We start from the raw sequence: 17671 nt of genomic DNA, 5'->3' as shown, positions 1-17671 counted from the left end.
CCGACAACTATGCGACGAGGCTTTCGAGGGATACGTGCGGGTTCGCCAGGTCCTCCGTGTCCACCCGGGTCTTCGAGCGGATCAGCTGCTGGATCGGCTCCGTGACGTCCCACACGTTGACGTTCATCCCGGCCAGCACCCGGCCCTCCTTCACCCAGAAGGCGATGAACTCGCGCTTCGCCGCGTCCCCGCGGATCACCACCTGGTCGTACGAGCCGGCCGGCGCCCAGCCGGAGTACTCCATGCCCAGGTCGTACTGGTCGGTGAAGAAGTAGGGCACGCGGTCGTGGGCGAGGCCCCTGCCGAGCATCGCGCGGGCGGCGGCCGGACCGCCGTTCAGGGCGTTGGCCCAGTGCTCCACGCGCAGGCTGGTGTCGAAGAGGGCGTGGTGGAAGGAGGCCACGTCGCCGGCCGCGAAGATGTCGGGGTCGGAGGTGCGCAGGTGGTCGTCGACGACGATGCCGCCGCCGTGCGCGCGGTCGGCGATCTCCAACCCGGCCGCCTGGGCGAGCGCGGTGCGCGGGGCGGCGCCGATCGCGGCGAGCACGTCGTGCGCGGGGTGCTCCTCGCCGTCGTCGGTGCGGGCGGCCAGCACCACACCGTCCTGGCCGACGATCTCGGTCAGCTTCACGCCGAAGCGGAAGCGGACGCCGCGCGACTCGTGCAGCTCGGCGAAGACGGCGCCCAGCTCGGGACCGAGGACGCCGTGCAGCGGGGTCGGGGCGGGCTCGATGACGGTGACCTCCGCACCGTACTCGCGGGCCGCGGCCGCGACCTCCAGGCCGATCCAGCCCGCGCCGGCGATCACCAGGTGTCCGTTGTCCCGGCCGAGGGTGGCGAGGACGCCCTTGAGGCGCTCGGCGTGCGCCAGGCGGCGCAGGTGGTGGACGCCCGCGAGGCCGGTGCCGGGGACGTCCAGGCGGCGGGGCTCGGCGCCGGTCGCGATGAGCAGCTTGTCGTAGCTGACGTGGGTGCCGTCGTCGCCGTAGTGGACGGTCTTGGCGGCGCGGTCGATCGCGACGACGGTCTGGCCGAGGTGCAGCTCGATGTCGTGCCGGGCGTACCAGGCGGGCTCGTGCACGAAGACGCTGTCGCGCTCCTCCTTGCCCAGGAGGTAGCCCTTGGACAGCGGCGGGCGCTCGTAGGGGTGGTCGCGTTCGTCGCAGACGAGGATCACCCGGCCGGTGAAGCCCTCCGTGCGGAGCGTCTCGGCCGCTTTCGCGCCCGCCAGGCCGCCTCCGACGATGACGAATGTCTGATCCGCGTCGACCACTTGTCTGCCTCCTCGTCAGGGTGCCGCCACGTGCGAGCGTCCCGCACGTGGCGTGGTGCGGGAAGGGGCAGTGACCCGATCAGGCCATGGAGAGCCGCGATCCGGGCATGCCTGTCCCGCCGCCAGTCTCATGGATGCCCCGTCAGGCGGGCGTGAAGCGAGCGGGCCGAGGCGTCGGTGAGGGAGGCGATCTGGTCGACGACCACCCGTTTGCGGGCGCGGTCGTCGGCGGCCGCGTCGAACAGGGCGCGGAACTGGGGGTCGAGCCCGTCCGGCGCGCGAGCGGTGAGCGCCTCGGCCAGCTCGGCGACGACGATGCGCTGGTCGGCGCGGAGCCGCTCCTGCTCGGTGCGCTGCATGACGTAGCGGACGGCGACCGCCTTGAGGACGGCGCACTCCATCCGGGTCTCGCGGGGCACGACCAGCTCGGCGGTGTAGCGGGTGAGCCGGCCGTCGCCGTACGCGGCCCGGGTGGCGGCCTCGGCGGCCAGGCAGAAGCGGCCGATGAGCTGACTGGTGGCATCCTTCAGCCGCGCCTGGGCGGGCGCCGAGCCGTCGTATCCGTGCGGCCACCAGTCCTGGGCGAGGAGGCGGTCGAGGGCGGCGGCGAGTTCGGCGTGGTCGGTGCCGGCGAGCACGTACCGTCCGACGGCGGCGTCGAACACCGCCTCGCGCTCGGGGTCGGCGAGCAGGCAGTTCGGGTCGATGTGGCCGGCGTGCAGGCCGTCCTCGACGTCGTGCACGGAGTACGCCACGTCGTCGGCCCAGTCCATCACCTGGGCCTCGAAGCAGGTGCGGGCGCCGGGGGCGTCCTCGCGGAGCCACGCGAAGACGGGCCGGTCGTCGTCGTACACCCCGAACTTGGGCGAGGCGGGAACGGCGGGGTGGGCACCGCGGGGCCACGGGTACTTGGTGGCGGCGTCGAGCGTGGCGCGGGTGAGGTTGAGCCCGACGGAGCCGTCCTCGGTGAACCGTTTGGGCTCGATGCGGGTGAGGAGCCGGAGCGACTGGGCGTTGCCCTCGAAGCCGCCGCAGTCCTCGGCGAAGGCGTTCAGCGCCTGTTCCCCGTTGTGCCCGAAGGGCGGGTGGCCCAGGTCGTGCGCGAGGCAGGCCGCCTCGACGAGGTCCGGGTCGCACCCGAGGGCGGCGCCCAGCTCCCGGCCGACCTGGGCGCACTCCAGGGAGTGCGTGAGGCGGGTACGGGGGCTGGCGTCCCAGACGGGGCTGCCCTCCCCCGGCGCGACGACCTGCGTCTTCCCGGCCAGGCGGCGCAGGGCGCCGGAGTGCAGGATGCGGGCGCGGTCGCGCTGGAAGGCGGTGCGGCCGGGGCGTTTGTCGGGTTCGGGGGCGTAGCGGGCCACGGACGCGGGGTCGTACGGGGTGGGGGGTGCGGTGCCTTCCATGTCGTGAACAGTATGCGGAAGGTGTGACAGGTGGGGGCCCGGTCGTCCGCCCGGTGCGGTTATCCGGCGAGTGCGGGTTCGGTTGCGGCCGGTCGCGCCCCCGCGGCGGAGCCGCAAGTCGTCCCGTCCCGCGCCTCTCTGCCGGCGTTGCTCGCGCCGCCTCTTCCGAGTGCCCGGTCGTAGCGGTGCAGGAGCAGGCGGGCCATCGCCGGGTGGGTGCCCAGGGGCTCCGAGGCGATCCACGGGGCCGCCGCCGCGCACTGGGTCGCGAAGCGGCCCGGGGCCGTGAAGCAGGAGGCGAGGGCGATGCGGCGGTGGCCCCGGTCCGTCAGCGCGCGTACGGCCTCCGGGACCGTCGGGGCCGCCGCCGAGGCGTATGCCGGGACGACCGGGACGCCGAGGCGGGCAGCGAGGGCGGCCGCGGTGCGGGCGGTGTCGGCCCGGGACTCCGGGTCCCGGGAGCCCGCCGAGGCGAGGACGACGGCGTGTTCCGGGCCCGGGTGGATGGGCCAGCCGGCCTCCGTGAGGCGGGCCTGGAGGGCGTCCACCAGGAGGGAGTGCGGGCCGAGCGGGCCGGCCACGCGGGTGCGGGCCGGGGAGGCCGCGGCCATCTCCGGGATGTCCCGTTTGACGTGGTGGCCGCGGCTCAGCAGGAGGGGGACGAGGACCGCCGCCCCGTCGCCGAGGGCGGTGAGCGTGTCCGGCAGCAGGGGCTCGTTCAGCTCGACGTGGCCGAGGTGCACCGGCAGGGCGGGGCGCAGGGCGCGGACCCGGTCGAGGAGGGCCCGTACGGTGCTGAGCGCGCGCGGGTCGCGGCTGCCGTGGGCGACGACGACCAGGGCGGGGGTGCCGCCGGTGGCCGCCGTGGTCCTGCTGCTCGTCACTGTCGTCGCCGTCATGCTCCGAGGGTGACGGCCGGAGATTGCCTCCCCGTTGCGTGGGTGTCACGGGGATTTTCCGTCGGTTCACACGGCGCCGGGCCGTCCGTGTGAGCGGGCGGCGAACCGGACGGACTCCCCGGGCGTCCCTGGTGGCAGGAACCGACCGGGGAGGGGACCGCCCGCATGCGCCGCCCGAGACTTCGCAGACCGCGCCTGCCGCGTACCCGGAAGGGGCAGCGGCGGCTGGTGCGGGTGGTGGTGGCCGGGTGTGTGCTGGCGCTGCTGCCGAGCGCGTGGCTGCGCGTCGTGACGGACGACCGGCTGCGCACCGTCGCCGACGTGCCGCGCACCGAGGTCGCCGTCGTCTTCGGGGCCGGGCTGTGGGACGGGGAGCCGTCGCCCTACCTCGCGCACCGGCTGGACGCGGCGGCGGAGCTGTACCGGGCGGGGCGGATCGCGGTGGTCCTCGTCACCGGCGACAACAGCCGCGAGGAGTACGACGAGCCGGACGCCATGCGCGCCTACCTGGTCCGGCACGGGGTGCCCGACGGGCGGATCGTCAGCGACTACGCGGGGTTCGACACCTGGGACTCCTGCGTCCGGGCGAAGAAGATCTTCGGCGTCGACCGGGCGGTGCTGATCAGCCAGGGCTTCCACATCCGCCGGGCGGTCGCGCTGTGCCAGGAGGCGGGGGTGGCGTCGTACGGCGTCGGGGTCGCCGACGAGCACGACGTGACCTGGTACTACGGGGGCGCCCGGGAGATCCTCGCGGCGGGCAAGGCGGCGCTGGACGCGGTCTTCGAGCCGGACCCGCACTTCCTCGGCCCGAGGGAACCGGGGGTGGCGCGGGCCCTGGCCGGCGCCGGATGACGCGTCCCTCACCGCGGCCCGGCGGGGGCGGGGAGGTCGCCGTCCCCGCCGTGTAACAGGGCGCCGCCCGGTCGCGTAACACGGCAGCCGCAGGCTGGGCGGCATGCAGAACACCGGCACGCGCACCCCCGCCACCACCCCCACGCACTGCCCGTACTGCGCCCTGCAGTGCGGGATGAATCTGACGCCCGTCGAGGGCGGGACCGTCGAGGTGTCCGAGCGGACGGACTTCCCGGTGAACCGGGGCGCGCTGTGCGGCAAGGGGCGTACGGCGGCGGCGGTGCTGGCGCCGGGGGCGCGGCTGACCTCGCCGCTGGTGCGGTCGGGCGACGGCGCGCTGGTGCCGGCCGGCTGGGACGAGGCGCTGGACCGGATCGCCGGGAACCTGGAGCGCACACGGGCGCGGTACGGCGCGGACGCGCTCGGGGTGTTCGGCGGGGGCGGGCTGACCAACGAGAAGGCGTACGCGCTGGGCAAGTTCGCCCGGGTGGTGCTGGGCACCTCGCAGATCGACTACAACGGGCGGTTCTGCATGTCGTCGGCCGCGGCGGCCGGGACGCGGGCCTTCGGGCTCGACCGGGGGCTGCCGTTCCCGCTGGAGGACGTCCCGCGGACCGGGTGCGTGATCCTCGTGGGGTCGAACCCGGCGGAGACGATGCCGCCCTCGCTGCGCTACTTCACCGAACTGCGGGAGAACGGCGGCACCCTGATCGTCGTCGACCCGCGCCGGACGAAGACCGCCGAACAGGCCGACCTGCACCTCGCACCCAGGCCCGGCACCGACCTCGCCCTCGCGCTCGGCATGCTGCACCTGGTGGTCGCCGAGGGCCGGGTCGACGAGGCCTACGTCGAGGAGCGCACGTCCGGCTGGGAGGAGGCGCGGGCGGCGGCGATGGCGCACTGGCCGGAGTACGTGGAGCGGATCACCGGGGTGTCCGTCCCCGAACTGCGGGAGGCGGTACGGCTGTTCTGCGCGCCCGAGGCGGCGATGGTGCTCACCGCGCGCGGGCCCGAGCAGCAGGCCAAGGGCACGGACACGGTGGGCGCGTGGATCAACCTGTGCCTGGCGACCGGGCGGGCCGGGCGGCCGCTGTCCGGGTACGGCTGTCTGACCGGGCAGGGCAACGGGCAGGGCGGGCGCGAACACGGCCAGAAGGCGGACCAGTTGCCGGGCTACCGCAAGCTGACCGACCCGGCTGCGCGGCGGCACGTGGCCGAGGTGTGGGGCGTGGACCCCGACGCGCTGCCGGGGCCGGGGCGCAGCGCGTACGAGCTGCTGGACGCGCTGGGGACGGACGTCAGGTCGCTGCTGGTGATGGGGTCCAACCCGGTCGTGTCCGCGCCCCGGGCCGCGCACGTCGAGGGGCGGCTGCGGTCGCTGGACTTCCTGGCGGTGTGCGACGTGGTGCTCTCCGAGACGGCGGAACTGGCGGACGTCGTCCTGCCGGTGACCCAGTGGGCGGAGGAGACGGGGACCACGACGAGTCTGGAGGGACGGGTGCTGCTGCGGCGGCGCGCGATCACGCCGCCGGACGGGGTGCGCGGCGATCTGGAGGTGCTGCACGGGCTGGCCGGGCGGCTCGGCGTGGAGAAGGGGTTCCCGACCGATCCCGAGGAGGTCTTCGAGGAGCTGCGGCGGGCGAGCGCGGGCGGCCCGGCGGACTACTCCGGGATCGACTACCGGCGGCTGGCGGAGGAGAACGGCGTCTTCTGGCCGTGCCCGGCGCAACCCGCGGCCGACGACACACACACCGCCGACCCCGGCACCGGCACGGACACCCGCACCCGCACCGGCACGGGCACCGCCAGCGGCATGAGCACGGACACCGGCAGCGGCAGCACCGACGCCGGCATTGGCAGGGACCCCCGCACCGCCACGGGCACCGGCAGCGGCATGAGCACCGAGACGGGCAGCGGCAGCAGCGGCAGCAGCGACGCCGGCGCCGGGCTCCGCGTCGCGCCCCACCCCGGCACCCCGCGCCTCTTCCTCGACCGGTTCGCCACCGACGACGGCCGGGCCCGGTTCGCGCCCGTGACGCACCGGCCGAGCGCAGAGGAGCCGGACGACGAGTACCCCGTGCTGCTGACCACCGGGCGGGTCGTGTCGCAGTACCAGTCCGGGGCGCAGACCCGGCGGGTGGCCGAGCTGAACGCCGCCGCGCCGGGCCCGTTCGTGGAGCTGCACCCGCGGCTCGCGGCACGGCTGGGGGCGGCCGACGGCGACCCGCTGGCGGTGGTGTCCCGGCGAGGGCGGGCGGTGGCACCGGCCCGCATCACCACCGGCATCCGGCCCGACACGGTGTTCATGCCGTTCCACTGGCCGGGCGAGGGCCGCGCCAACACCCTGACCAACCCGGCCCTGGACCCGACTTCGCGGATGCCGGAGTTCAAGGTGTGTGCGGTGCGGGTGGAAACGGTGACGTCCTAGCGGCGTCATCCTCTCCTCCCATGATCTCCACGTGAGCGCTATGGACATGTCATGTCCCGGATTCTTGAATCCGAGTCAGCACCAGCGCCCGCAGGCGTGCCGAGAGCGCGCCCGTCCCGAGGAGATCGATGAGCCGAATGCCGCACGTCAGGGGTTGCCGTCTCGCCCTGGCCGGTACCGCCGCCACCACCGCGACCCTGCTGATCGCCGCCCTCGCCCCCGGCGCCGCGGCCGCCGGCCGCCCGACCCCGGCCACGGCCCTCGACCACGCCGCGGCCGCCCTGTCGGAGCACGCCGCCGCCCTGGGCCTGACGGACGACCAGGACACCGAGGTCCGCGACGTCATCGTCGACGGGGACGGTACCCAGCACGTCCGCTACGACCGCACCTACCGCGAACTCCCCGTCCTGGGCGGTGACTTCGTGGTCCACCTCGCTCCCGACGGCGACTTCCGCGGCGCCGACCGCGCGACGGACACCCCGCTCTCCCTGCCCACCGTCGTGCCGAAGCTGTCGGCACCCAAGGCCGCCGACCTGGCCTCGAACGCGTTGCGCGCGGCCAATCCGGGCGAGCTGCTGAAGAAGCTCACCGCCCGGCCGGAGCTGGTCGTCGACGCCCTGCACGGCACCCCGAGGCTGGCCTGGCGGACCGACGCGGCGGCGCTGGACTCCCTCGGCAACCCGGTCGCGCGCACCGTGCTGACCGACGCGGGCACGGGCGCCCGCATCGACGCCTGGGACACCGTCGAGTCGGCGTCCGGCGACGGGAAGTCGCTGTACGGGGGCACGGTGCCGCTGGAGACGACGCCGTCCGGGTCGTCGTACCGGCTCGAGGACCCGACGCGCGGCGGCACGTACACGGGTGACGCGGAGAACCGGACCGACCTGTGCCTCCTCACCGTCTGCCTGGTGCGGGCGCCCGCGACGCCGTTCACCGACGCCGACAACCACTGGGGCACGGGGGCCGCGGACGACCGCGCGTCGGCCGCGGTGGACGCGCAGTACGGCACGGACGCCACCTGGGACTACTACGAGGACGTCCACGGGCGCCGCGGCATCGCGGGCGACGGCAAGGGCTCGTACAACCGCGTGCACTACGGCACCCGGTACAACAACGCCTTCTGGGACGACGGCTGCTTCTGCATGACGTACGGCGACGGTGACGGGACGGCCTTCGGGCCGCTGGTCTCGCTGGACGTCGCCGGGCACGAGATGTCGCACGGGGTGACGTCGAAGACGGCGGCGCTGACGTACTCGGGCGAGCCGGGCGGCCTGAACGAGGCGACCTCCGACATCTTCGGCGCCCTGGTGGAGTGGCACGCGGACAACTCCGCCGACCCCGGGGACTACCTGATCGGCGAGAAGGTCGTCCGGGACGGCTTCGGCCGCAACGCCCTGCGGTACCTGGACCGGCCGAGCAGGGACGGCAGCTCGGCCGACTGCTGGAGCACCTCGCTGGGCGACCTGGACGTCCACTACTCCTCCGGCGTCGCCAACCACTTCGCCTACCTGCTGGCCGAGGGCAGCGGCGCGCGGACCGTGGGCGGCGTGGCGTACGACTCCCCGACCTGCGACGGCTCCACGGTCTCGGGGATCGGCCGGGACAAGCTCGGCGACATCTGGTACCGGGCGCTGACCGTCTACATGACCTCGTCCACCGACTACGCGGGCGCCCGCGCCGCCACCCTGAGCGCGGCCGGTGACCTGTACGGCACCCGCAGTACCGAGTACGCCGCGGTCGGCGCGGCGTGGAGCGCGGTGAGCGTGGGCTGACGGCGACGGCTCGCACCCGCGCTCGCCTACCCTTGCGGCGGGGCCGTGGCACGGACCGCGGCCCCGCCGTGACGAAGGAGCGGGAGAGGGAGCGGGAGCGATGAGTCTGAGGCAGTTCGAGTACGCCCTGGCCGTCGCCGAGGAGGGCTCGGTGACGGCCGCGGCCGAGGCGCTGCGCGTCGCCCAGCCCTCGGTGTCCCAGCAGATCCGCGGCCTGGAGCGGGACCTCGGCGTGGAGCTGTTCTCCCGCACCCCCACCGGTCTGGTGCCCACCGTGGCCGGCCGCGCCTTCCTGCGGGACGCGGAGATCGCGGTGAACGCGGCCCGCCGGGCGCGGGCGACGGCGCGGGCCGGCTCCGAGGAACTGGCGGGCGAACTGGTGGTCGCGGTGCAGATGGGCCTGGGCACGCGGCAGCTGCCGGGCGCCCTGAGCGCGCTGCGCCGCCGTTTCCCGCGCCTGGAGGTCACCGTCTTCGAGGAGCCGAACCCGACCGAGCTGGAGCGGCTGGCGCGCGGAGGCGTGATCGATCTCGCTCTCATGGCCGGGCCCTGTGATGAGGGGCTGTACGACGGCCACCACCTCGGTGACGAGGAGTTCGTCGTGGTGCTGGCGGCCGGGCACCCGCAGCTCGCCGTGGACCGGGTCGCGCTGCGGGACCTGGAGCGGGAGCCGTGGGTGCGGTTCGACCCGGCCAGCGCGCTCGACGGCGTACTGGTGGACGTGCTGCGGGAGAACGGGCTGGCCCCGACCACCGTCGCCCGGGTCTCCCAGACGGCGACGGCCGTGCGCTGGGCCGCCCACGGCCTCGGGGTGACCTTCGTCCCGGCCTCCGCGGTGCCCCCCGGCCACGAGCACCTGGTGCGTCCGGTGTCCCCGGCCGTGTCCCAGCCCGTGGTCGCCGCGGTCCGGCCCGGCGCGGGCCCGGCGGAGACGGCGCTGCTGGAGTTCCTGCGCCAGGAGACCTGGTACCGGTTCGCTCAGAGCTGGGTGGCGCCGCCGTCCACGGCCAGCTCGGCGCCGGTCGTGTAGGTGGCGTCGAAGGCGAGGAAGGCGGCGGCCCGGGCGATCTCCCCGGGGGTGCCGAAACGCCGCATGGGGTTGTCCGCGACCCGTTCCGCCTTGAACCGCTCGGCCTCCTCGGCGGTCATCGCCGCGTCCAGGGCTCCCGTGTCGACGGGCCCCGGGCTGACGGCGTTGACCCGGATGCCGCGGGGCAGCAGCTCGCGGGAGAAGCTGCGGGCCATCGAGCGCAGCGCCGCCTTCCCGGCCGCGTAGACGCTGGTGTCCGTCATGCCGATGACATTGGCGACCGAGGTGGTGAGGACGACGCCGGCGCCCGTGTTCAGCAGCGGGGCGAGCTTCTGCACGGTGAACCAGGCGCCCTTGACGTTGATGTCGAACAGCTCGTCGTACGCCTCCTCGGTCGTCGATTCGAGCGGCGTGAGGGTCGCGATGCCCGCGTTGACGAACAGGGCGTCGAGCGTGCCCAGTTCGGCCTTCACCCGGTCGGTGAGGGCGTCCAGGTCCGGCAGTGAGGCCACGTCGCCCCGGACGGCCACCGCGTTCTCGCCGAGCCGCTCCCGGGCGGCGTCGAGCGTGGCCTGCGAACGGCCGGTGATCACCACCCGGGCCCCGCCGGCCACCAGCAGCTCCGCCATCGCGAAACCCATTCCACTGCCGCCACCCGTGATCACGGCATTCCTGTTGCTGTACATTCCCATTTCCGGGTCCCTTTTCGCAGACTTTTCCAGCTTCACTTTTTTCGGGTCACCCCTGGAATGTCAGCCCCTGGGATATTCCCCGCCGTCCACGGCGAGGCTGGTCCCGGTCACCCAGCCCGCCCGGTCGGACACGAGGAACAGCACCGCGTGGGCGATGTCGTCGGGCAGGCCGTCGCGTCCCAGCGGGGCGGTGCCGCTCGGGGCCGGACCGGCGTCGAGGCTCGCCCAGTGCTCCCGGGTCTCCTCCCCGCCGGGGGTGGCGGTCCGGCCGGGGCTGACGGTGTTGACCCGGACGCCGGAGGGGGCCAGCGTCGCGGCCAGTCCGGCGCTGTAGTTGTCCAGCGCCGCCTTCGCCGCCTGGTAGTGCAGGAAGGGGGGCGCCGGGGGCGCGACCGCGGCCGAGGAGATGTGCACGATCGCCCCCGAGCGCCGCTCCCGCATGCCCGGTACCAGAAGGGAGTTCAGCCGGACCGACGCGAGGAGGTTCAGGTTCAGCGTGTCCAGCCACTCCTCGTCGGGGATGACCAGGCCGTCCTTGTGGGGCCGCGCCCCGCCCGCGTTGTGGACCAGGATGTCCACCCCGCCGAGCGCCTCCAGCGCGGCCCCGGCGAGCGCCTCGGCCCCGGCGAGGGTCCGCACGTCCGCCTGCACGAAACCCGCGCCCTCCGGCGCCGGGCCCGTCGCCGACCTGGCGGTCGTGATCACCTCGGCGCCGGCCTCCAGGAGCCGGCGGACGATCGCCGCTCCGATTCCGCGCGTACCGCCGGTGACCAGGGCCCGCTTTCCCGCGAGTTCCCTGTTCTCCGGCACGTTTTCCTTCACGGACATGACGTTTTCCCTTTCACCTTCGCATGATTACCCCCACACGGTAGGTCCGGAAATTGAAGGGAGGCAAAGACGAAATTGCAGCGGCTGCCATAGGAAGCTCCTATGGCAGCCGGGCGGCGTTGACGCGGCGCCTCACGCGCCGTCGTAGGGCCGCTTCTCCTTCGCCTCCCGCAGGGCGCGTCCCCACCACACCAGCTGGTCGAGCATCGTCTTGGCCGCCGCGTCCGGACCGGACGGGTCCCGAAGCCTGCCCTCGCCGTCGAAGGACGCGCCCGCGTTGTGGAAGGAGACGGTGTCGCGGACGGTGACGGCGTGCAGTTCGGCGAAGACCTGGCGCAGGTGCTCCGCGGCCCGCAGACCGCCGGCCAGGCCACCGTAGGAGACCAGGCCGACGGGCTTGGCCCGCCACTCGGTGAAGTGCCAGTCGATGACGTTCTTCAGACCCGCCGGGAACGAGTGGTTGTACTCGGGGGTCAGTACGACGAACGCGTCGGCGTCCGCCAGTTTCGGGGTGATCTCCGCCAGCGCGGCGGTCGCTTCCGGGGTCGGGGCGAGTGTGGTGGGCAGGGCGGTCCCGGCGACGTCCACCACCTCGGGGACCAGGTCGTCGTGGGCCCGGAGGTGGTCCAGGAGCCAGTCGGCGACGACGGGGCCGAAGCGGCCGTGGCGGTTGCTGCCGACGAGCAGGGTGACGCGGAGCGGTGCGGTCGTCGTGTTCACCGTGGTCGCGGTGTTCATGGCGTTCATGGTGTTCATGGTGTTCATGCGGGAGAGCCTGGTACCTCAAGTTTGCTTGAGGTCAAGCCGCCTCGCTCCCGGGCCCGTTCGGAGGCACCGGTCACCCGTTCACACCCGCCCGGGGAGCGGGCCGGGGCCGGTGCGCCTTTCCTCGGTAGGGCAGGGGCCACCGAAGAGCTCAAAGGAGCACCGATGCGACGTACCGCCCGCCTGCTGACCGGTACCGCGCTCGCCGCCGCGGCCGTCGGTCTGACCACCGCGGCCACCGCGGCCCCGGTGTACGCCGGGGATGCCGCCTCCACCGGCGGCCTGACGGTGTATCCGGCCTCGGTCGTGCCGGGCGACCGGGCCGTGGTGACGACCGCGGTGTGCGGAGAGGGCGGCTCGGCGGCGGGCGACGCCAGCGCGGTCGGCGCGGGTGCGTTCCCGCTGGCGCCGGGCACCGGCGAGGGGGAGGCGACCGGCCGCTTCGAGGTGCCGCCGAGCGCGCAGCCGGGGACGTACGAGATCGTCGCGACCTGTGGGGACGACGAGCGGCGGGTGACGGGTGACCTGGTGGTCACGCTGTCCTCGGCCGCCGAGCAGGTGTACCCCAAGGGAAGCGTGAAGACGGGGGTCGGCGGCGCTCTTGGCACCGACCCCGTGCAGACCGCGGCCGGCGTGGCGGCTCTCGCCGTCGCCGCCGCGGGCGGTACCTGGCTCCTGCATCGCCGGGCGAGAGGCGACGGGATCTGACGGGCACCCTCCGCTGCCCGTCCGCCGGTACCGCACTTCCCCACCCCCTCCGGGTCCGACGCCCCTCGCGGCCCGGAGGGGGCAGGGGGTCCCAGGGATCCGAGGGAGAGGGGACGTCATGCGCAGGGTCAAGGACACCGCGATAGCGGCCGTCACCGCGGTCGCCCTCTGCTCGGGCGGATGGCTGCTGCTGGGCGGCTCCCGTACCGACGCCCCGCCGCAACCGTCGGCCGCGCAGTCCGGCACCACCGACCGGGCCGGGCACGCCGACCGGGGCGCGGCCGCACCGGCGCTGCCGCCCTCCCCGCCGGACCGGGTCCGCATCCCGGCGATCGGCGTGGACGCCCCGCTGACCGGCCTGGGCCTGACCGGGACGGGCAGCCTGGACGTGCCGCCCGCCGAGAAGAAGAACCTCGCCGGCTGGTACGAGGCCGGCACCACCCCCGGCGAGACGGGCACCGCGATCGTCGCCGGGCACGTCGACAACGCGGAGGGCCCCGCCGTCTTCTACCGCCTCGGCGCCCTGGAGAAGGGCTCGGCGATCGAGATCGACCGGCGCGACGGCGGCGTCGCCGTGTTCACGGTGGACGCGGTGGAGGTCTACGCCGCCGACGCCTTCCCCGACGAGAAGGTCTACGGCGCCGCCGACCGCCCCGAACTGCGGGTCATCACCTGCGGCGGCCCCTACTCACGCAGTACCGGCTACCAGGGCAACGTGGTCGTCTTCGCCCACCTGACCGGGAGCCGGTGACGCGCTCAGCACGTGCGCCTTCCCCCACGCGCCGAGCGGCACCAGCGCCTCGTTGAGGGCGACGCCCCGGGCGGTCAGCGAGTACTCCACGCGGGGCGGCACCTCGGCGTACTCCTCGCGGTGCACGATGCCGTCGGCCTCCAGCTCCCGCAGCTGCGCGGCGAGCACCTTCTCGGTGACGCCCGGCAGCGCGCGGCGCAGCGCGCCGAAACGGTACATCCCCTCGCCGAGGGCCCACAGGATCAGTACCTTCCACTTCCCGCCGATCACGTCCATCGCCGCGTCGACCCCGCAGTGGTACGCCCCCGGCCGCCGTGCCGTCCCCATACCCGTCACCCCGTCCCTGCCCGCTGCCTGCACGCTTCCGCCGGGGTAACCACCCACTCCGAAGTAGGTACTTGAGCGGTCACCGGCCCCGTCGGAACCTGATCACCATGACTGACAAGACACCCGCCGCCCGTATTCCGCTCACCGTCCTCGGCACCGGCGCCATGGGCACCGCCCTGGTCCGCGCCTGGCTCGCCGCGGGCCACCCCGTGACCGTCTGGAACCGCACCACCGCCCGCACCGGGGCCCTCGCCGCCGAGGGGGCGGCCGTCGCCGCGAGCGCCGCCGAGGCGGTGGCCGCGAGCCGCCTGGTGATCGTCTGCCTGCTCGACGACGCCTCGGTCGGCGCGGCCCTGGACGGGGCCGGCCTGACCGGGCGGGACCTGGTGAACCTCACCACCGGGACGCCCGCCGAGGGCCGCGCCCGCGCCGGGTGGGCGCGGGAACGCGGCGCCCGCTTCCTGGACGGCGGGATCATGGCCGTACCGCCGATGATCGGATCCCCGGAGTCCGGCGGGTACGTCTTCTACAGCGGCTCCGCCGAGCTGTTCGAGGAGCACCGGGACACCCTCGCCGTCCCGGCCGGCACCCGTTACGTGGGCCAGGACGCGGGCTATGCGGCGCTGCACGACGTGGCACTGCTGAGCGCGATGAGCGGCATGTTCGCGGGCATCATGCACGCCTTCGCGCTGATCGGCCCGGAGGACATCGCCCCGAGGGACTTCGCGCCGCTGCTGGTGTCGTGGCTCGGCGCGATGACCGGCTCCGCCCGTCCGGCGGCCGACCGGATCGAGAGCGGCGACTACGCCAAGGACGTCGTCTCCAACCTCGCGATGCAGGTGGCGGGCAACGCGACGCTGCTGCGCACGGCGGCGGAGCAGGGGGTGAGCCCGGAGCTGCTGACGCCGTACACGGCGCTGCTGGAGCGGTGGCTCGCCGAGGGGCACGGGACCGAGGACACGACGGGGGCGGTGGAACTCCTGAACCTGCGCCGGACCGCGGCCTCCACGAGATCCGATCACGTCATGGATAAGACCTGCTGATCCTGTGAAGATCGGCGAATGCATTCGACTACTTCGCGTGGCGCGGTCCTGGCCACCCTGCTGGCCCTCATAGGCGTCTTCGCCACCTACCGGGCACTGCCGGCCGGTGCCGACGGCTGGCAGGACTGCTCCACCGGTCAGTTCTGCCTCTACACGGCCGCCGACGGCTCCGGCACGGCCTGGGCGGCCGGCCCCGACGACGACGGCCAGACCTACGGCGCCGACCGCGACGACAAGGCCGTCTCGGCCTGGAACAACACCCCGTACTGGGCGTGCGTCTACGCGGACGCCTCCTACGGTGGTGGCATCCAGGCGCTGCGGCCCGGATTCCGGGGCGATCTGTCCCTGGGGTCGGTCGACCTCACCGGCGACGTGAGCTCCCACAAGCTGGCCAAGGCCAAGTCCGGTTGCTGGACCGGCTTCGAGCGCTGCACCGACGGCCGCCTGTGCCTCTTCGCGGAGCCCGGCGGACGCGGTGAAGCCACCGTCTCCACCGCCGACAACCCCGGCTACGGCGCGGCGTGGGACAACAAGGTGGTGTCCGTGTGGAACCGCACGGGACAGCACGTCTGCTTCTTCCGGGCCCCCGACTACACGAGTACGTGGACCATCGACGGCCGGGACTACGACGCGTACGTGGTCCTCAGGGGCGACAGCACCACGGTGCCCGCCCCCTACGCCCCGACCTTCAGCTCCCACAAGTTCGTCGACTCGACCTCGGAGTGCTGACCATGACGAAGAAGCTCCCGGGTCCCGCCGTGCACCGCCGCGCGGTCGTCCTCTTCACCGCGGCCCTGCTGCTCGGCCTCGGCCTGCCCCGCGCCTCCGCCGAGTCCCGGCAGGACGAGCCGACTTCCCTGATCACCAGCCCCGGCTACACCCGGACGACCGCGTCCCCCGGGCCCGGTCTCACGCTGTTCACCTACCAGAACCCCGACGACGACCGCGTCGTCCACGTCCTGCGGGCCGACCCGGACGCAGCCCCCCTGACCGTCGAGAGCACCGCGGGCACCTCCGGCGCGCGGGCCGAGAAGACCACGGACATGCTGAAGTCCACCACCGGCTACGCCCCCCGGTGGCCGCACGCCGGGCTCAACGGCGGGTTCTGGTACCGCCAGGGCGACACCTTGGCGTTCATGGGCATATCCGTCCAAGAAGGTGTCGTGCAGAGCGCGTCCTGCTCGGCGGCGGGCCGGGGCGAGGCCGCGCTGATCCAGCACGGCCGCCCCTACATCGGCGACTTCACCACCCACCTGGCGGTGACCGCTCCCGGCGCCGCCCCGATGCCACTGGACGGCGTCAACCGGCACCCCGGCTGGATGACCGGCTGCGCCCAGGGCTCGGGAGCCACCGCGGACCGCTCGATCGGCGGCGGCGTCTTCGCCGACGCCTCCGAGATCATCGCCTTCACCTCCCGGTTCAAGGCGCCTACGCCGGTGCCCGACGCCGACGCCCGCTTCACCGAGGACGACGACCCCGGCGCCGAGGCGGTCGTCGCGGCCGACGGCACGGTGCTGTCGCTGAACCCGAACGGCCGGGGCGGCGTCACCGTCCCCACCGGCGGACGCGTGCTCCAGGGCACCGGCACGGGCGCCGACTGGCTGCGCGCCCACGCCACCCCGGGTACCGATCTGGCCTTCGAGGAACGCCTCCACGACGAGCGCTTCGGCGACGACATCCCCCTGGACTCCTCGGTCGACGTCGTCAACGGCCACTACCCCTTGGTGCACAACGCCCAGTACGCCTACACCGGGCAGAACACCGCCGTCGACCCGCGCAGCGCCATAGCCGTCGACGGCCCGGGCCGCACCCTCTTCGTCACCGCGACCGGCAAGTCCGGCCGCAACGGCGTCACTCTCGACGAGTTCGCCCGCATCCTGCTCGACCTGGGCGCGGTGGACGGCCTGAACATGGACGGCGGCGGCTCCACCACCCTCGTCGTCGAGCAGGCCGTCGTCAATCGCCCGTCGGACAGCACGGGCGAACGCCCGGTGGCGGACAGCCTCTACATCGGCCACGGCGGCTACGGCCACTACGCCGACTGACACCTCACCGGCAGGAGTGCCTCCCGGGGCCTCCTGCCGGCCCCCGCGTCAAAGGGCTCAGGCCACCCACTGCTCCCACGCCAGGTTCGCCACCAGGGCGAAGACGACCGTCAGCAGGACGACGCGGACGAAGCCGCTGCCCCTCTTGAGGGCCGTGTGGGCGCCGAACATGCCGCCGGCCAGGTTGAAGGCGGCCATCAGGACGGCCAGCTGCCACAGCACCGCGCCCTGCCAGGCGAAGGTGGCGAGGGCGCCGGCGTTGGTGCAGCAGTTGACGATCTTGGCGGTGGCGGAGGCGGTCACCAGGTCCAGGTGGAGCAGCGCGGTGAGGGCCAGGACCAGGAAGGTTCCGGTGCCGGGGCCGACGAGGCCGTCGTAGAAGCCGATGCCGAGGCCCGCGAGACCGATCGCGGCGAGGATCCGGCGGCGGGTGGCCGGGCCGGTGGCGGGCGCGGTGCCGAAGGCGGGGCGGAAGATCACGAAGGCGGCGACCGCGAGCAGCACCACCATGATCACCGGTTTCAGGACCTCGGTGCTCATCCCGGCGGCGAAGAAGGCGCCGCCCGAGGACCCGGCCAGCGCCGCCAGGCCGATGCGTACGGCGGTGCGCACGTCCACCGGTGCCTTGCGGGCGTACGTCACCGCCGCGCCGGTGGTGCCGACGATGGCGACCGCCTTGTTGGTGCCGAGCGCGTGCGCGGCCGGGGTGCCGGAGGGCAGGCCGAGCAGGAGCGCGGGCAGCAGCAGGAGGCCGCCGCCGCCGACCACGGCGTCGATCCAGCCGGCCGCGAGTGCGGCGAGGCAGAGCAGGACGACCGTGGTCAGCGATATGTCGGGCATGATCGCGACCTTATG

General features: G+C 74.0%; 17 protein-coding genes. 9 read left to right on the top strand and 8 right to left on the bottom strand.

Translation table 11 applies throughout. From position 1 onward, the window contains the following. Positions 1–7: 7 nt before the first annotated feature. From R2E43_RS25895 to R2E43_RS25885, 3 genes are all read right to left on the bottom strand, one after another. Positions 8–1273 (bottom strand): NAD(P)/FAD-dependent oxidoreductase, encoded by a 1266-nt coding sequence (locus tag R2E43_RS25895; protein WP_003976335.1) that lies wholly within the window; start codon positions 1271–1273, stop codon positions 8–10. A 128-nt stretch (positions 1274–1401) separates the two neighbouring features. Then, positions 1402–2676 (bottom strand): deoxyguanosinetriphosphate triphosphohydrolase, encoded by a 1275-nt coding sequence (locus R2E43_RS25890; protein WP_332056611.1) that lies wholly within the window; start codon positions 2674–2676, stop codon positions 1402–1404. Between the two features lie 59 nt (positions 2677–2735). Further along, entirely contained in the window at positions 2736–3575 is an 840-nt protein-coding gene (locus R2E43_RS25885; RefSeq protein ID WP_210983793.1) for a sirohydrochlorin chelatase, read from the bottom strand. 165 nt (positions 3576–3740) lie between these two features. On the opposite strand from R2E43_RS25885, the gene R2E43_RS25880 reads away from it, so the two are divergent. From R2E43_RS25880 to R2E43_RS25865, 4 genes are all read left to right on the top strand, one after another. Continuing rightward, positions 3741–4427, top strand: coding sequence for a SanA/YdcF family protein (locus R2E43_RS25880; protein ID WP_003976332.1), 687 nt, complete (start codon positions 3741–3743; stop codon positions 4425–4427). A gap of 103 nt (positions 4428–4530) precedes the next feature. Then, complete coding sequence (locus R2E43_RS25875) at positions 4531–6855, top strand: molybdopterin oxidoreductase family protein (protein WP_332056610.1); 2325 nt, start codon at positions 4531–4533, stop codon at positions 6853–6855. 128 nt (positions 6856–6983) lie between these two features. Beyond that, positions 6984–8627 (top strand): M4 family metallopeptidase, encoded by a 1644-nt coding sequence (locus R2E43_RS25870; RefSeq protein WP_332056609.1) that lies wholly within the window; start codon positions 6984–6986, stop codon positions 8625–8627. Positions 8628–8727: 100 nt separating this feature from the next. After that, a complete protein-coding gene (locus tag R2E43_RS25865; protein WP_003976329.1) occupies positions 8728–9657 on the top strand; it encodes a LysR family transcriptional regulator in 930 nt (309 codons plus the stop codon). Here R2E43_RS25865 and R2E43_RS25860 read toward each other — a convergent pair. The 3 genes from R2E43_RS25860 to R2E43_RS25850 form a co-directional block, all read right to left on the bottom strand. Then, positions 9606–10349, bottom strand: coding sequence for an SDR family oxidoreductase (locus tag R2E43_RS25860; RefSeq protein ID WP_003976328.1), 744 nt, complete (start codon positions 10347–10349; stop codon positions 9606–9608). The genes R2E43_RS25865 and R2E43_RS25860 overlap by 52 nt on opposite strands. Before the next feature lie 60 nt (positions 10350–10409). Further along, entirely contained in the window at positions 10410–11177 is a 768-nt protein-coding gene (locus R2E43_RS25855) for an SDR family oxidoreductase (RefSeq protein WP_030863808.1), read from the bottom strand. Between the two features lie 132 nt (positions 11178–11309). After that, the gene (locus R2E43_RS25850; protein ID WP_016326160.1) at positions 11310–11942 is read right to left on the bottom strand and encodes an NADPH-dependent FMN reductase; all 633 of its coding nucleotides are present in this window, start codon (positions 11940–11942) and stop codon (positions 11310–11312) included. Positions 11943–12107: 165 nt separating this feature from the next. Between R2E43_RS25850 and R2E43_RS25845 the strand changes: the two genes are divergently transcribed. Then, a complete protein-coding gene (locus R2E43_RS25845; protein WP_332056608.1) occupies positions 12108–12650 on the top strand; it encodes a hypothetical protein in 543 nt (180 codons plus the stop codon). 118 nt (positions 12651–12768) lie between these two features. Continuing rightward, positions 12769–13401, top strand: a complete 633-nt coding sequence (locus tag R2E43_RS25840; RefSeq protein ID WP_332056607.1) for a class F sortase — start codon at positions 12769–12771, stop codon at positions 13399–13401. Here R2E43_RS25840 and R2E43_RS25835 read toward each other — a convergent pair. Continuing rightward, positions 13339–13728: a winged helix-turn-helix transcriptional regulator gene (locus R2E43_RS25835; RefSeq protein ID WP_011028376.1), complete on the bottom strand. Its 390-nt coding sequence runs from the start codon at positions 13726–13728 to the stop codon at positions 13339–13341. The two genes, R2E43_RS25840 and R2E43_RS25835, sit on opposite strands and share 63 nt — an antisense overlap. Positions 13729–13835: 107 nt before the next feature. On the opposite strand from R2E43_RS25835, the gene R2E43_RS25830 reads away from it, so the two are divergent. Genes R2E43_RS25830 through R2E43_RS25820 form a run of 3 tightly spaced genes read left to right on the top strand, consistent with a single transcriptional unit; the run spans position 13836 to position 16816 of the window. Beyond that, positions 13836–14771: an NAD(P)-dependent oxidoreductase gene (locus tag R2E43_RS25830; protein ID WP_011028377.1), complete on the top strand. Its 936-nt coding sequence runs from the start codon at positions 13836–13838 to the stop codon at positions 14769–14771. Between the two features lie 18 nt (positions 14772–14789). Continuing rightward, positions 14790–15500 carry a peptidase inhibitor family I36 protein gene (locus R2E43_RS25825; protein ID WP_011028378.1) on the top strand — a complete coding sequence of 237 codons (711 nt, stop codon included), beginning with the start codon at positions 14790–14792 and terminating at the stop codon, positions 15498–15500. Between the two features lie 2 nt (positions 15501–15502). After that, complete coding sequence (locus tag R2E43_RS25820) at positions 15503–16816, top strand: phosphodiester glycosidase family protein (RefSeq protein ID WP_030863803.1); 1314 nt, start codon at positions 15503–15505, stop codon at positions 16814–16816. 57 nt (positions 16817–16873) lie between these two features. On the opposite strand, the gene R2E43_RS25815 is transcribed toward R2E43_RS25820, so the two are convergent. Continuing rightward, positions 16874–17656, bottom strand: a complete 783-nt coding sequence (locus R2E43_RS25815; RefSeq protein WP_136208604.1) for a sulfite exporter TauE/SafE family protein — start codon at positions 17654–17656, stop codon at positions 16874–16876. Positions 17657–17671 lie beyond the last annotated feature (15 nt).

It is taken from the genome of Streptomyces violaceoruber (assembly GCF_033406955.1).
GTDB lineage: Bacteria > Actinomycetota > Actinomycetes > Streptomycetales > Streptomycetaceae > Streptomyces > Streptomyces violaceoruber.
The sequence above is the reverse complement of the archived record's forward strand: the minus strand, read 5'-3'. Positions and strand labels throughout refer to the sequence as shown.